This is a genomic window from Synechococcus sp. BIOS-U3-1 (assembly GCF_014279975.1).
Classification (GTDB): domain Bacteria; phylum Cyanobacteriota; class Cyanobacteriia; order PCC-6307; family Cyanobiaceae; genus Synechococcus_C.
The window spans coordinates 1246709-1261157 of record NZ_CP047936.1; the positions used below are offsets into that span (position 1 = coordinate 1246709).

At 54.6% G+C, this 14449-nt stretch carries 16 protein-coding genes; 5 read left to right on the forward strand and 11 right to left on the reverse strand.

Translation table 11 applies throughout. The features are described 5' to 3' along the window. Positions 1–27 precede the first annotated feature (27 nt). Positions 28–324 (reverse strand): ATP-dependent Clp protease adapter ClpS, encoded by a 297-nt coding sequence (clpS, locus tag SynBIOSU31_RS06555; RefSeq protein WP_186492634.1) that lies wholly within the window; start codon positions 322–324, stop codon positions 28–30. A gap of 72 nt (positions 325–396) precedes the next feature. Here clpS and petN point away from each other — a divergent pair, with 72 nt between their 5' ends. Both petN and SynBIOSU31_RS06565 read left to right on the forward strand, forming a co-directional pair. Beyond that, complete coding sequence (gene petN / locus SynBIOSU31_RS06560) at positions 397–498, forward strand: cytochrome b6-f complex subunit PetN (RefSeq protein ID WP_066907630.1); 102 nt, start codon at positions 397–399, stop codon at positions 496–498. 104 nt (positions 499–602) lie between these two features. After that, positions 603–2084 carry a hypothetical protein gene (locus SynBIOSU31_RS06565; RefSeq protein ID WP_186492635.1) on the forward strand — a complete coding sequence of 494 codons (1482 nt, stop codon included), beginning with the start codon at positions 603–605 and terminating at the stop codon, positions 2082–2084. On the opposite strand, the gene psb29 is transcribed toward SynBIOSU31_RS06565, so the two are convergent. After that, complete coding sequence (psb29, locus tag SynBIOSU31_RS06570) at positions 2081–2761, reverse strand: photosystem II biogenesis protein Psp29 (protein ID WP_186492636.1); 681 nt, start codon at positions 2759–2761, stop codon at positions 2081–2083. The two genes, SynBIOSU31_RS06565 and psb29, sit on opposite strands and share 4 nt — an antisense overlap. 81 nt (positions 2762–2842) lie before the next feature. On the opposite strand from psb29, the gene clpP reads away from it, so the two are divergent. Further along, positions 2843–3433 carry an ATP-dependent Clp endopeptidase proteolytic subunit ClpP gene (gene clpP / locus SynBIOSU31_RS06575; RefSeq protein ID WP_186492637.1) on the forward strand — a complete coding sequence of 197 codons (591 nt, stop codon included), beginning with the start codon at positions 2843–2845 and terminating at the stop codon, positions 3431–3433. A 138-nt stretch (positions 3434–3571) separates the two neighbouring features. Here clpP and ftsH read toward each other — a convergent pair whose 3' ends face one another. The 3 genes from ftsH to pyk all read right to left on the reverse strand — a co-directional run bounded on the left by ftsH (position 3572) and on the right by pyk (position 8575). Next, on the reverse strand, positions 3572–5485 hold the full coding sequence (ftsH, locus tag SynBIOSU31_RS06580; RefSeq protein ID WP_186492638.1) for an ATP-dependent zinc metalloprotease FtsH: 1914 nt from the start codon (positions 5483–5485) through the stop codon (positions 3572–3574). A gap of 62 nt (positions 5486–5547) precedes the next feature. Beyond that, positions 5548–6777 carry an ABC transporter permease gene (locus tag SynBIOSU31_RS06585; protein WP_186492639.1) on the reverse strand — a complete coding sequence of 410 codons (1230 nt, stop codon included), beginning with the start codon at positions 6775–6777 and terminating at the stop codon, positions 5548–5550. Positions 6778–6790: 13 nt separating this feature from the next. Beyond that, a complete protein-coding gene (gene pyk / locus SynBIOSU31_RS06590) occupies positions 6791–8575 on the reverse strand; it encodes a pyruvate kinase (protein ID WP_186492640.1) in 1785 nt (594 codons plus the stop codon). Positions 8576–8635: 60 nt separating this feature from the next. Between pyk and SynBIOSU31_RS06595 the strand changes: the two genes are divergently transcribed. Continuing rightward, positions 8636–8965, forward strand: coding sequence for a nucleoside triphosphate pyrophosphohydrolase family protein (locus SynBIOSU31_RS06595; RefSeq protein ID WP_186492641.1), 330 nt, complete (start codon positions 8636–8638; stop codon positions 8963–8965). An 18-nt stretch (positions 8966–8983) separates the two neighbouring features. Here SynBIOSU31_RS06595 and SynBIOSU31_RS06600 read toward each other — a convergent pair whose 3' ends face one another. From SynBIOSU31_RS06600 to ilvA, 3 genes are read right to left on the reverse strand one after another with little or no spacing between them, the layout of a single operon-like run. Then, entirely contained in the window at positions 8984–9289 is a 306-nt protein-coding gene (locus SynBIOSU31_RS06600; protein ID WP_186492642.1) for a YggT family protein, read from the reverse strand. 24 nt (positions 9290–9313) lie between these two features. Beyond that, positions 9314–9862 carry an SMC-Scp complex subunit ScpB gene (scpB, locus tag SynBIOSU31_RS06605; RefSeq protein ID WP_255477402.1) on the reverse strand — a complete coding sequence of 183 codons (549 nt, stop codon included), beginning with the start codon at positions 9860–9862 and terminating at the stop codon, positions 9314–9316. A 54-nt stretch (positions 9863–9916) separates the two neighbouring features. After that, positions 9917–11440 carry a threonine ammonia-lyase, biosynthetic gene (ilvA, locus tag SynBIOSU31_RS06610; RefSeq protein ID WP_186492643.1) on the reverse strand — a complete coding sequence of 508 codons (1524 nt, stop codon included), beginning with the start codon at positions 11438–11440 and terminating at the stop codon, positions 9917–9919. Positions 11441–11517: 77 nt separating this feature from the next. Between ilvA and dxs the strand changes: the two genes are divergently transcribed. Continuing rightward, positions 11518–13461 (forward strand): 1-deoxy-D-xylulose-5-phosphate synthase, encoded by a 1944-nt coding sequence (gene dxs, locus SynBIOSU31_RS06615; RefSeq protein ID WP_186492644.1) that lies wholly within the window; start codon positions 11518–11520, stop codon positions 13459–13461. Positions 13462–13521: 60 nt separating this feature from the next. On the opposite strand, the gene psaK is transcribed toward dxs, so the two are convergent. The 3 genes from psaK to SynBIOSU31_RS06630 all read right to left on the reverse strand — a co-directional run bounded on the left by psaK (position 13522) and on the right by SynBIOSU31_RS06630 (position 14445). Next, positions 13522–13779, reverse strand: coding sequence for a photosystem I reaction center subunit PsaK (gene psaK, locus SynBIOSU31_RS06620; RefSeq protein ID WP_186492645.1), 258 nt, complete (start codon positions 13777–13779; stop codon positions 13522–13524). A gap of 67 nt (positions 13780–13846) precedes the next feature. Beyond that, positions 13847–14137, reverse strand: a complete 291-nt coding sequence (locus SynBIOSU31_RS06625; RefSeq protein ID WP_186492646.1) for a DUF3593 domain-containing protein — start codon at positions 14135–14137, stop codon at positions 13847–13849. Beyond that, positions 14137–14445 (reverse strand): DUF2499 domain-containing protein, encoded by a 309-nt coding sequence (locus tag SynBIOSU31_RS06630; protein ID WP_186492647.1) that lies wholly within the window; start codon positions 14443–14445, stop codon positions 14137–14139. Before SynBIOSU31_RS06630 ends, SynBIOSU31_RS06625 begins: the two co-directional genes overlap by 1 nt. Between the last annotated feature and the right edge of the window lie 4 nt (positions 14446–14449).

Below are 14449 nucleotides of genomic sequence, written 5' to 3' on the forward strand. Positions count from 1 at the left end.
AGCGATTTGCTGACCTTAGGTGGGGCTTCAGCAGCGTTCGACTGGAGCCATCGTCAAGCCTTCTGAACCAAGCTGTTGGTGATACAGCTCAGCTTGCTCCAACGGACCACACCAGACTTCGGCACGACCTTCCCCGTCGATTCGACGTGCCAAAGCCCAGGCTCGATCCGAATTCATGCCAGGAATGACCTTGCACAGGCACTCCACCACATGCTCAAACGTGTTCACGTCATCGTCCAGCACGATCACTCGAGCTTCTGGATAGCGCTGAGTTGTGCCCTGGCGTTCGAGAACCGTTGCTGCACCGGGTGATGACGAAGTCATGATGTCTCGTGAACAGACGGGATGAATCCGCAAGGAAGCTTAGTTACACTGCCGTCATTCAAGAGATCCACAATGCTTTTCACCCTGGGTTGGGCCTCTCTCGCAGCTGTGTTCAGCTTTTCGATCGCCATGGTGGTCTGGGGTCGTAATGGTGACGGTTCCATTAATTTCTGACTTGTACGAGACGCTCCAGTCTCCTCTGGTCAATCAAGGTCTTGCTATTACGGCTGTAGCGCTGTTGGTGTTCGTCAGCGGATCCGTGATTTATCTGTCCACTATTGAGTGGAAAGATCGGCGGCGGCGTCGCTGAAACTGTGTTCAATATTGCTCTTCTGAGTCAGAGCTGGAAACGTCTTCGCATCCAGCTCTTCCGATCAACAGCCTCGCTAGCGGGTATTTCCCTACTCGTTTCATCCGGTTGGATTGGAGTGCAACTGACCAATCGTCAACAGCACTGGGCTGATCACAGTCCTGCACTCTCTCTGGCCCAATTGTCCAGTGCGCTGATTCTTGTTCAGAGTTTCCGCGGTGATCCCAAACGTGCTGTTCCGTCGCTTTGGTCAGAGCGTTTGGGCCTTGAGCCAGCCATTGATCTCTGGCGGCGCTACGGCCGCTCCATGTGGTGGCAGGGATGGTCGCAAGACGGTGATGCTTATCTGATTCTTTCGTCCTCAACGTTTCCTTCAAAGATTCAAGGGCTTGAACGTCAGCGTGTGGGCTCGATGGAGGTTTTGGCTTCCGATGCATTACATCGGCAGCAGTTGTTGCAAGGGCTGAAAACCAATCAGGTCCAAAAGGCTGCCGTGCCCCACGGCAGCCTCCTAGGAGCCTGTTTCCAGGGCCTATTGGAGGGGCCGGGGGTGATTTGGAACGCGGATGCGCTCGCAACACTCAGCGGAACGCTTGCTCCCTTGCTTCAACAGGGTCGCGAGGGTTGTGTTCAGCTTCGGCTTCAGTCCAATCAAATTCGTTGGGACGGTGTCATCGGCCGTCGACCCCTGAGTTCCCTGACCCAGCTGAGCTCAGGATTAGCACCAGGCTATTTCGAAGCAGGTCCTCATCCCACATCCACCTCTTCAGCCTTAAGCGATCTCACATTGCTTCAGGTTGATGGACAGCATATGGACCTGATTCTGGGAACGTTGCTGTCTCGGCAGATCATTCAGGCTCCACTTGAGGAGCACTACGGAATCAATGGTTCCATGCGTAATGAAATTGCTGACCTCCCGTTTTCCTTACGGCTGCAAAGCCGTGCAAACGGTGCGTACAAAGCTGGCTTACAGGTTCAATTGCCCTTGAGTACGAGCCGACAGCAATGGACAGCGATCCTTAATGCAGTTTCGGATCGCCTTGGTTCCAGCGGATTTCAGAAGCGTGAGGAGGATCAGCCGTCCCCTAATCAAGAGAGTCCTACCCTCTGGCAGTTGCGGGATGATTCTGATCAGACCACCGTCGGGGGCTGGGAGATCATCCAAGGCCCGACGTCGCCAGTGTTGAGCATCGGCTTTGGCACTGAACCTGCTGTTCAGGCTTTCCTTACACCCCTCTCGCAGCAACAATCCCCGTCACTCAGAGTCACAGGTGACCCAAAGCGATTAACTCAACTTGGGCTGCTTGGAGGTCTTTGGCCTAAGCCAGTTCAGACCGCATCGAGCCTGAATCTGGAGATCAGGCCTCTCAACAACCCAGGTAATCGCCAGTCAGTCAGCCACTCGTGGTGGAGAGTCAGCGGAAGCCTGACACTGACTCCTGACTCTTAATCCTTGGATGCTTTTTCAGCCTTCTGCCGTTCGCGCTTGCGTCGTTCGGCAGCGAGCGTTTCCTCCATGAGTTCAACGGCTTGAACCATTTTTTCGAGGTTGCTGCGATAGAGCCCCAGATCCTTCTCCAGGCGAGGACGAGACAATCCGATCTGCTCACCGATGGCGTGAACCGTTTTGCTCAGTTCCTCGGGATCATCACTTTCGTTGCCTTGAGCTTCGGAGAGCAGGCTGAATAATCCAACGGCGACGAGACGGGAGTAGTGAAATTCATCTCCGGTCACTGCTGAAAGGCCGCTGGCCAGGGGCTCTGGAGCACCTTTGCCCTTCGATTTCAACCAGGTTTGTACGTCATCAACAGTGTGTCCTTTGACGGCTTTGCTGCTCCCTTGCGCGAGAGCCTTGATTTCATCGCCATCAAATCCGTTGCAACTGCAGAGAGCGGCAAACAAAGGGTCGAGTTGTTTCTCTGGGCGGTATCCCTTCGTGAACGCCTGGAAGACCTGACACAGCCCCACAGCGAACAACGCATTGATCCTGAAGTGGGTTTGATGACTCAGTAGGTGGAGTTCCACCAGCAGTTCATCGGCTGTGCGTCGATACAGCGAAGGAATGACGTAAGGGAAAGCGGAGTGAAAGGCTTTCTTGCTGTCAGCGATCGTCTGGGACCCAGTCAAGCTTTTCTAAGGCTGTCTTTAAGGCAAGACCATAGCGCTGCTGTTGCCGCCGTTAAGATTCGGCAAGTCAGTAAGCCCAACATGATCCCCATCGTCATTGAGGAATCCGGACGCGGGGAAAGGGCGTTTGATATTTATTCGCGCTTGCTGCGCGAACGCATCATCTTTCTTGGTGAAGCTGTCACCAGCGAGTCGGCGAACAGGATTGTCGCTCAGTTGCTGTTTCTCGAAGCGGAGGATCCTGAAAAGGACATCTACCTCTACATCAATTCTCCGGGAGGATCTGTCTACGACGGTCTTGGTATTTTCGACACGATGCAGCACATCAAGCCCGATGTACAAACAGTGTGTGTCGGACTAGCCGCAAGTATGGGTGCGTTTCTTTTGTGTGCAGGGACTAAAGGGAAACGCAGCAGTCTCCAGCATTCGCGCATCATGATTCACCAACCACTTGGTGGTGCAAGGGGACAGGCCAGCGATATTCGTATTCAGGCTGACGAAATTCTTTACTTGAAGGATCGCTTGAATCAGGAACTTGCCGATAGAACCAGTCAGCCTCTAGACAAGATTCAAACGGATACTGATCGTGATTTCTTTATGTCCCCAGCTGAAGCTAAGGACTATGGATTGATCGATAGTGTGATCGATAAGCGTCCTGTGCATTCTGTTTGACTTTTACTTCATCAATTAAAAAACTCCCCTCATGGGGATTTTTTAATGCTTGTAGTTTTTCTTGGATGATTGATATGAGGGCAAAAAAATTCCAGACTCATTGCTGAGTCTGGAACAAGAAATGTTGACAGAACTAATTCAGTTCAGAACAGGTGAGAAACGATCCTTTTCTGGAATCGTGGTGTAAGTGGCAAGAATTTCGCGGAATTCGTCGCCATCCATCGTTTCTTTCTCGATCAGAAGTTCGACGAGACGATCCATCGCTTCCCGTTGACCTTGAACAAGGCTCAAGGTTTCTTCGTAGCACTGCATGACGATTCCACGAACCTGCTCATCAATTTGCTTAGAGGTCCCCTCAGACGTGTCACTGCGTGTCATCAGATCTCTACCAAGAAAGACCTCCTGACTTCCACCACCTGTTGACATCTGGCCAAGACCGCTCATGCCATAACGAGTCACCATCTGCCGAGCAATGGAGGCAACCATTTGGATATCTCCTCCAGCACCAGTGGTGACTTCTGCGTAGCCGAACACCACATCTTCCGCAGCTCGACCACCCAAAGCGCCCATAATCCGAGCTTTTAACTGAGAACGGGAAACCAGCATCTGTTCTTCATCGGGTGAGAACCAAGTCAAACCTTGAGCTTGTCCACGTGGAATGAGGGTGACCTTCTGGACAGGATCATGATCCTTCACAAGGCTGCCAACCAGAGCGTGACCAACCTCGTGATACGCAATCAGACGTTTGCTGCGACCGTCGGTCAATGGATGACCTTCTAATCCTGCAATAATTCGGTCAACAGCATCATCAATTTCAGACAGGCTGATGGTGTCCTTACGACGTCGGGCCGTCAGGATCGCAGCCTCGTTAAGGAGATTGGCAAGGTCAGCACCTGTGAAACCAGGTGTCCTGCGGGCAATGCTTTCGAGAGACAGATCTTCAGCAAGCTTTTTATTGCGTGAGTGAACTTTGAGAATGGACAAGCGGCCCTTGATATCCGGCGCATCGACTGTCACCTGGCGGTCAAAACGACCAGGACGCATCAATGCTGAATCAAGGACATCGGGGCGGTTGGTAGCGGCAATGATGATGATTCCACTATTGCCTTCGAAGCCATCCATTTCAGTGAGCAGCTGATTCAGCGTTTGCTCGCGTTCATCGTTACCGCCTCCGATACCCGCACCTCTTTGGCGACCAACGGCATCGATCTCATCAATAAAGATGAGGCAGGGACTGTTTTCTTTGGCACGTTTAAACAGGTCACGGACCCTGCTGGCACCGACACCCACAAACATTTCCACAAATTCAGAACCCGACAGGGAGAAGAAGGGAACACCTGCTTCACCTGCAATTGCTTTTGCCAGCAAGGTCTTACCAGTACCAGGAGGCCCTACAAGCAACACACCCTTCGGAATCTGGGCACCGACCGAAGTGAATTTTTCTGGCTGCTTCAGGAATGTCACAACCTCTTCAAGGTCCTGCTTGGCTTCGTTGACGCCTGCAACGTCGTCAAACATCACCCCTGTTTCTGCCTCCATAGCAAAACGGGCTTTTGTCTTGCCGAACTGCATGGCTTGACCAGGACCACCAGGCATGTTGTTGCCACGACGGGCAAGGAAAATCAGAGCACCGATCAGAAGTAGCGGGAACGCAAGGTTTCCAAGGATGCCAAGAGCGGGGGGCGCAGTTTTGGGAGGGTGAACATCAAAACTGATGCCTTCAGCCTTGAGGGTATTAATCAGTTCTGGTGCCAAGCCAGGTAGGTCGACTCTCAAACGTTGAACTCGGTTGTCGAGATCGGGATCAACCGCTTCAACCACAGCATCACGGCCACCGTCATAAATGTCGACTGACGTCACCCGACCAGCTTCCACGTAATCCAGAAAACGGCCATAACTCATCCTGGCAACCGCCGTGTTGCGTGGCGCCTCCGTTGGTCCACCCGGTTTCAGGTTGTTCAGCGCTCCGCTGCCGAAGAATTGCAATGCCAGCAGCAGAGCAACAGTGATGGGAAGTCCCCAGAGAAGGATCTGCCGCCAGCGCTGATTCATGGCAATCAAGAAGATCCGACGATCGTAAGAGCTACGGGTTACAAACTGTGCAGTTCTTCTACCTAAAGACTGCGCAACGCCGTAATCGGATCGAGGCGTGCTGCGCGCCGTGCGGGAACTACACCGAAAAACAGTCCAATCGAACCTGAAAGCCCAACCGTTAGAAGAACTGTTGGCACACCGATGGCAGCCGGAAGCGGGGTCAACAAGCTCACCGCCGCAATCGCCCCATAACCGGCTGCGGTCCCAATGACCCCTCCAAGACTGGAGAGAACCAGAGATTCGACCAGAAACTGACGCAGAACATCCGAGCTGCGTGCACCAAGTGCTTTGCGCAGTCCGATTTCCTCGGTTCTTTCGCTCACAGAAACCAACATGATGTTCATAATGCCGATCCCGCCGACCAGCAGAGACACCCCTCCGATGGCACCAAGCATCAGGGTTAGACCACCGGTAATGGTTCCGACAATCGTCAGTGCGTCCTGTTGGGAACGAACAGCGAAATCGTCATCACGAAGAATGCGATGCCGTTGACGCAACAGATTTGAGATTTGGAATTTTGCCGCACTGGTGCTGTTCTCGTCTCTGGCCTCTGCACTGATGAAACTGAGGCTCACTCCATAGGTGGGGTCGCGCCCCTTAAGGCGGCTGACCATCGTGCTGAGGGGGATATAGGCGTTTTCATCCTGATTGGACCCGAAGACAGCTCCTTTAGGGGCCATCACTCCGATCACGTTGAAATTTTGGTCGCGGATGCGCAGAGAACTACCAATTGCTGCCCCACTTGGAAACAGCTTGTCGCGCAGATCAGGACCGATCACCACCACCGTGCGTGCGGATTGAACGTCTTGTTCGCTGATAAAACGCCCCCGACCCACTTCAAAACTTCTGACAGGTAGAAACTCCGGTGTCACCCCAAAGATGGCTGCTGTGCTGCTTCTTGCCCCTGACTGCACCACCTCGTTAGCGTTGATCTGTGGAGCTACCCGCTTGACGCTGGGGACCTGTTGAGCAATTGCCTCAGCGTCTTCCAGCACCAGAGTGCGAGGAAATGCCACCCCCTGACGCCTTGTGTCGTTACTGCCTGGCACCACGAACAGCACATTGGCTCCCAGGTTGCTCAGCTGATTTTCAGCAAGATTCTGGGCACCACGTCCCACGCCAACAAGTGTGATCACAGATGCATTGCCGATCACAATGCCAAGCATCGTCAACAGGCTGCGCAACTTGTTGGCCTTCAAAGTGTTGAGGGCCATGCCGACGGTTTCGGCGATGGGCAGATTGCTCGCCATGGGGTGCTGAGGCTTAGAGCATCGTGTCGAGTTTCACAGCCATGTTGCTGCCGGTTCCTCGATGAACGGCTCCTTCTTTGACAAGCAGAGTCACAACTTCGCCTTCCAGCAGATCTCTCGTGGCATTGGCAATGCCTGTAATGACGGGGATGCCAAGACGCTGGGCTATCACTGCCGCATGGGAGCTCTCTGCGGGCGTTTCAGTGATCACCGCTGCGGCGTCTCTGATGGCGTCGAGATAGTCGGCATTTGTATCGGTGGCCACCAGCACCTCGCCGGGCTCGAGTTTGGCGCAGTCACTTGCGCAGGTTGCGATGCGCACTTTTCCGCTGATTGATCCACTGCCGAAGCCTGTTCCACGACCGAGCACAGCACTCACAATGCCCACCTTGATCAGATCGGTGGAGCCGCTGACTCCAGCAAGGGTGCCAGCTGTCTGAACGCAGAGGTCCCCGTCCTTGAGTACGCCCAACTCCTGTGCCACTCCCATGGCGAGAGTGAAGGTTGCGGTTGTGCTCTGCTGCGTTTCGATCAGTAGCGGTGTCACGCCCCAGACAAGTTGAAGTTTTCTGGCCACTGACACCTCGGATGTGACCGCAAGGATCGGGGTGGATGGTCGAAATTTGCTCACATTGTGTGCGGTGGCACCACTTTTCGTCAGCGGCAGAATCGCCGCCGCATTGAGCTGTCGGGCAATGCTGCTGACTGCGCCGCTGATGGCATTGGGAATTGTGCTTGGTAGATGCGTATCGATCGGGCGTTGCGGATAGTCCCGTTCAATCCGTCGGGCGATCGTGGCCATCGTCTCCACGGCTTCGACGGGAAAATCTCCCACTGCAGTCTCGTTGGAGAGCATCACAGCATCGGTGCCATCAAGAATGGCGTTCGCCACATCACTAACCTCAGCGCGCGTTGGACGAGGGCTTGAGGCCATTGAATCCAGCATCTGGGTGGCCGTGATGATCGGAATTCCAAGGCTGTTGGCCTTGTGGATCAGATCCTTCTGCAGCAGAGGCACCTCTTCGGCAGGCATTTCCACGCCGAGATCACCTCGGGCCACCATGACGCCATCGCAGAGGGGAAGGATGGCGTCGATTTGATCGATGGCTTCAAATTTTTCGATCTTGGCAACCACAGGAGTCGAGAAGCCGTGTTTCCTGATCAGCTCACGAATTTCCTGCATGTCCGATGGATTGCGGACGAAACTCAGTGCGACCCAGTCGACTCCCTGCTGCAAGCCGAATGCCAAATCCTGGCGGTCCTTGGTGGTGAGTGCTCTCACCGACAGCTGCACATCAGGGAAATTGACTCCCTTGTTGTTGGACAGCACTCCACCAACGTTGACAACGCAGTGAAGAGTCTGGTCAACCTCATCCACCCGGTCGACTTTCATTTCGACTCGACCATCATCGAGCAAGATGCGACTGCCTGCTGTGACCTCCTCGGCAAGCTTGTCGTAGGTGACCGTGGCAACCGTCTGGTTGCATCGCACCTGTTTGGACGTAAGGGCGAAGTGATCGCCCTTTCCAAGGGTGATTGGACCTTCTTCAAAGCGACCCAATCGAATCTTCGGACCTTGAAGATCCTGCAAAATCCCGATGTGGACCCCGAGCTCATGGGCCACCTGTCGGATAGTGGCGATCCTGGCGGCGTGCTCGGAGTGGTCCCCGTGCGAGAAGTTCAGTCGGAATGTTGTCGCGCCTGCTTGAACCAGTTCCCGAATGCGTTCGGGACTTTCGGTGGCTGGGCCGATCGTGGCGACGATCTTGGTTCTGCGTGTCAGATCGATCTCGGCCATCCTTGCCGCCGGAAACCAGCGGAATCTACCGTCATGCCCTCAACCCTCTGATGATTCTCCGTGCTTCTCAACGACTACCAACTTCAATCCCGCAGCACGGCCCGATACCCCGATGCCGGAAATAATCTCATCTATCCAACCCTTGGCCTGTCCGGTGAGGCCGGTGAAGTCGCCGACAAAGTCAAAAAATTGATCCGCGATCGTGGAGGTGTTGTGGACGAGTGCTTCACCAAAGATGTGGGCCTGGAGCTTGGGGATGTGCTCTGGTACGTGGCCCAGCTGGCCACTGAACTGGGCCTCAGCCTCGAAGAGGTGGCCTCGGCCAATCTCAGCAAACTTCAGAGTCGGTCCCAACGCGGCACTCTTCAGGGGGAGGGTGATCATCGTTAAGAGCTCAGCGATTTGCGCTCAGCCGTAGGCCCCGACCCCACCTGCATAAGCAATCATGCTTGCCCGCATCAGCAGAGATTGCATCAAATTGAGTGCAACAAAAGCAAGAATGGCCGACAAGTCCAGTCCACCGAGCGGTGGGATCAAGCCGCGAAAGGCATTGAGATAGGGATCGGTAATCGAGCTCACGGTGCTGAGCACAGGATTTCCCCAGTCGAGATTGGGGAACCAGCTCAGAAGCACCCGCACGATCAAGACCAGCGAGTAGATCTGAAGTGTCTGGGAGAGCACCTGAAGGACTGTGGACACAAGCTCGGTGGCCATGGAAACCGATGAATTAAGAGAACTCTATGCAGCCTGGGATGGTTCGGAGCCACCGCCAAGCTCAGGAAGGACCGAGAACGTTCGATGGAACTTCTCGGACAGCGTGATCCAGTAGGAGCGCCCCTCGCTTTGACGCTTGCGTTCGATGAAGTTCTGGTTCACCAGTTCTTTGATGTGGTCGTAGGCACCGGAACCTCTGAGATCCACCAGATCGGACTGGAGAATCCTTTTTTTCAGTGCCACCGTCGCCAAGGTTCGCAATGTGGCTGTCGAGAGATTGACCGGAAGCAGATCGCGCACAAGTTCACCCAGACCTGGACGCAACTGCAAGCTGTAACGACCGTTGCTCTGATTGATCTCCAGAGAGGTGTCTCGCTGGGCGTAGCCGGCAATCAGGATCAGAATGCCCTGCTCGGTCTCCGATTCGGACAGCCCAACCAAGGACGAGAGCTCCTGCAGCGACACTGGCCGACCTTTCAGGTACAGGATTGCCTCAAGACGAGCGGGGAGTGATACCAGCGAGGCAGCGCCCTGAGCGTTGTGACTGCGTTCTTGGTCGCGTCCCTGATCCACGCCAGCATCCAGTGATCCGACAAGCCAAGGTAACGCTCATCTCAGTGAGCGCCATTAGGGGCCAAGAAAAATCCGGTAGGCAGGGTTCGATGTTTCTTCCCAGCTCGGATAGCCCAGATCTTGCAGGACGGCCTGCCATGACTCGAGATCGTCGGGGCTCACCAGGACGCCGACCACAATCCGACCGACATCAGCACCATGATTCCGATAGTGAAAAATGCTGATGCTCCAGCTTGATTGGAGCGCATTGACAAAACGCATCAGTGCACCGGGACGTTCAGGGAACTCAAATCGATAAAGAAGCTCCTGAGTTGGCTCAGCCGATCTCTGCGGTAAACGGCCACCCACCATGTGACGCAAATGAACTTTCGCCAGTTCGTCGTCACTTAGGTCGAGGCATTCATATCCATTGCTACGAAGAGACGCCAACAGATCAGAGCGGTCTTGGATATCTCGGACCTGAATACCCATGAAAATGTGGGCCTGGTCTCCGGCACCCATTCGATAGCTGAATTCAGTGAGGCTGCGCTTCTGAAGGAGTTCAGACAGCTTGCGCAAGCTCCCTGGCTGTTCTGGAATCTGCACGGCGAGCATGGCCTCACGCTCCTCACCGAGCTCGGCCCGTTCCGCAACAAATCTCAGACGATTGAAGTTCATGTTGGCGCCGCATGCGATCGCAACAAGTTGCTTGTTGTTTAATTGCCGCCTTGAGACATCCGCTTTCAGACCTGCAACAGCCAGGGCTCCGGCCGGTTCAAGGATGGATCGAGTGTCTTCAAAGACATCTTTAATTGATGCGCAAATCTCATCGGTGCTCACTGTGACGATGGCATCTACATATTTCTGGGCCAGTTGAAAGGTGTGTTCTCCCACCTCTCGTACAGCCACACCATCCGCGAACAATCCCACCTGCGGAAGGCGAATCCTTTCACCGGCTTCAAGAGACAGCGTCATTGCAGCAGCGTCATGGGGTTCAACCCCAATGACTTCAATGTCAGGCCAGAGGCTTTTGACATAAGCAGCCACCCCACCGATGAGGCCACCACCGCCAATGGCCACATAAATGGCATCTGGGGGTTGTTGGCTCTGGCGCAGGATTTCCATCCCAACAGTTCCCTGACCAGCAATCACCTCCGGATCATCAAAAGGATGGATGAAACAGAGCCCCTCCCTTTCGCTTCGTCTTCGGGCCTCCGCGTAGGCCTCGTCATAGGTCTCTCCGTGAAGGATGACCTCGCCGCCAAGCTGTCGAACCGCCTCAACCTTCACGCTGGGTGTGGTGATCGGCATCACGATCACGGCTCTGCACTGCAGATGGGCCGCACTGAGTGCAACTCCCTGGGCATGGTTTCCTGCGCTTGAGGCGATCACACCGCGTGAACGTTCCTCGTCCGAAAGTTGAGCCATGCGGTTGTAGGCACCACGCAGCTTGAAGGAAAAGACCGGTTGTAGGTCCTCACGTTTGAGCCAAATCTGATTGTTCAGACGCCGGCTGAGATTGGTCGCTAACTCGAGCGGGCTTTCGCGGGCGACGTCGTAAACCCTCGCGCGCAGGATCCTCTGCAGGTAATCATCCATCGGATCAGTCTGCCAACCAGAGGCTTTCACGGGCGGCTGGCACGCCTCGTAGATTGACTCAATCTGCCGGGAGGCTCATGCACCTGAGCGATCTATCGCATCCCAATCAGCTGCATGGTCTATCCGTAGCCGAGCTTGAAGACGTCGCTGCACAGATTCGGCAGCGCCATCTGGAAGTGGTCTCCAATAGCGGTGGGCATTTGGGTCCTGGCCTTGGAGTTGTTGAGCTCACACTCGCCCTCTACCAAACACTGGATCTTGATCGTGATCGCGTGGTCTGGGACGTCGGTCATCAGGCTTATCCCCACAAGCTGATCACTGGTCGCTACGCCGATTTCGATTCACTCAGGCAGAAGTCAGGCGTTGCCGGATATCTCAAGCGATCCGAGAGCACATTCGATCATTTCGGCGCTGGTCATGCCAGTACGTCTATCTCAGCTGCTCTGGGAATGGCCATGGCCCGAGATCGTCTCGGCCAGGATCACAAATGCGTTGCGGTGATCGGTGATGGAGCCCTCACCGGTGGAATGGCCTTGGAGGCCATCAACCATGCAGGACATATGCCCAACACACCTTTGCTGGTGGTGCTTAACGACAATGACATGTCCATTTCCCCACCAGTCGGGGCTCTTTCAAGCCATCTGAACCGGATGAGGCTCAGCCCTCCGATGCAGTTTTTGTCAGGGAGCGTGGAAGAAAGCATGCGCCATCTCCCATTCATGGGTGGTGATCTTCCGGCTGAACTCAACCGGCTCAAAGGCAGCATGCGTCGTCTGGCGGTGCCCAAGGTCGGTGCGGTTTTTGAAGAGCTTGGATTCACTTACATGGGGCCAGTTGATGGTCACGACATTGCCGAAATGATGAGAACGTTTCAGGCTGCTCACCGTGTTGGTGGTCCAGTGCTGGTGCATGTGCTCACCACTAAGGGCAAGGGTTATCCCTATGCGGAGGCCGATCAGGTGGGCTATCACGCCCAGTCGGCATTTGATCTCAACACCGGCAAAGCCCGCCCGAGCAAAACTCCCAAACCGCCCAGTTACAGCAAGGTTTTTGGACAGACTCTTGTCAAAATCTGCGAACAGAATCCCCGCGTTGTTGGAATCACAGCGGCCATGGCGACCGGTACTGGCCTTGACCTTCTTCAGAAGGCCTTGCCAGATCAATACATCGACGTGGGCATTGCTGAGCAACATGCGGTGACCCTGGCTGCGGGTATGGCATCCGACGGTCTTCGCCCCGTTGTGGCCATCTACAGCACATTCCTGCAAAGGGCTTTCGACCAGTTAATCCACGATGTGGGGATTCAGAAACTGCCGGTCACTTTCGTGCTGGACCGCGCTGGCATCGTCGGTGCCGATGGGCCGACCCACCAAGGCCAATACGACATCAGCTATATGCGTGCCATCCCCAACTTCACGGTCATGGCGCCCAAGGATGAGGCTGAACTTCAACGCATGTTGGTCAGCTCTCTTAAGCACGATGGGCCTTGCGCAATCCGGATTCCAAGGGGCCCTGGGGAAGGCGTTCCATTGATGGAAGAGGGATGGGAACCGTTACCGATTGGTTGTGGCGAAGTTCTCCGTTCCGGAGATGACTTGGTGATCGTGGCCTATGGAGCCATGAATGCCAAAGCGATGGCGACGTCAGAGATCCTGGCTGCCCAAGGTATTCAGTCCACAGTCGTCAATGCTCGATTCCTCAGACCTCTCGACACAGCTTTGCTACATCCACTGGTCCAGCGCATCGGTCGTGTCGTGACCATGGAAGAAGCATCCTTGGAGGGTGGATTCGGTTCCGCGGTGATTGAATCCCTTCAGGAATCTGATCTCCATCTGCCTGTCATGAGGCTGGGAATCCCCGATGTGCTGGTGGACCATGCAACGCCACAGCAAAGTTTCGAATCACTAGGTCTGCTTCCTGATCAGATGGCTCAGAGAATCAACGAGCGATTCAACTTCATCACCACGAAGGTTCATAACACCTCTGAAGCAGGTGTTGAAAGTCCCGCGGTCCCTAGCTGAACGATTCAAAAGGGGTGCTCTCGCCACCCCTTCATGTTGATTCTTCAGTTCAGAGTCGTTTTAAAGCACTCCACGGGTTGCCAAGCCGAGGATGGCACCCATGCCAATGACGTGTCCGAGACTTGTTGTGGCCAGCAGAGAGGCATGGCTCATGCCACCGAAAAATGACGGGTTGGGCAATTGGGCTCCCTCATTGGGGTATTTGATCGCAGCTTTGCCGATAGCGATAGCAAGTACGTTGCAAGCGATCATCACAAGCCCCACCTTTGGAGACCAGGTAACCGTGGCAGGAGCAATGGCCAGAAGAGGAGCGAGCATGAAGAACAGAGGCAACGATTTATCTTCCAGCCTTTAAGCACACACGCCTAACACTTGTAAAAGTTGTTCATCGCAGTACTTTTTGATACCCAATCAGTCCTGCCACGATCACGGCGTTGCTCAGCGTCAGGAAAGCTTCAGCTCCTCCATGCAGGGGATCAATGGCCACCAGCTCACTCCCAAATTGCAGATCAGCAATCAAAGCTGCTGCAATGGTCATCCCGACAAACAACAGCGTGAGCTGAAAGCCACGACGACTGAGAGCGGGAAGCAATCGACGTTGTCCTAGGTAATAGAGAAAAATCAGATAGGGAAACAGGGAGAGTGCGAACAACGGTGATGGATCGAAGTCAGGCATCAGAGCTGATCCTCAAAGTTTGTTGGCGCTTTGATTGACCATGCGGCCCAGGCCAGCATGGCGTTGCCGATCAAGGTGAATGATGCCTGGAGCGTCACTAGCCAGCGCAACTCTTCAGCGTTGTCGTAGAGGTGCCATGTGCACGCTGCCATTGCACTCACCAAAGCAGGAAGCATCGCCCAGGCGATTCGCTGAGTGGATGCTTCCTGACCAACGGGCTTGTATTGATGAATCAGCACGATGGCTATCAGCCATTCAGCCACGGAGGCCCAATGAATCCACCACGTCCCTAGCGATAGCGCGTGCATTTCA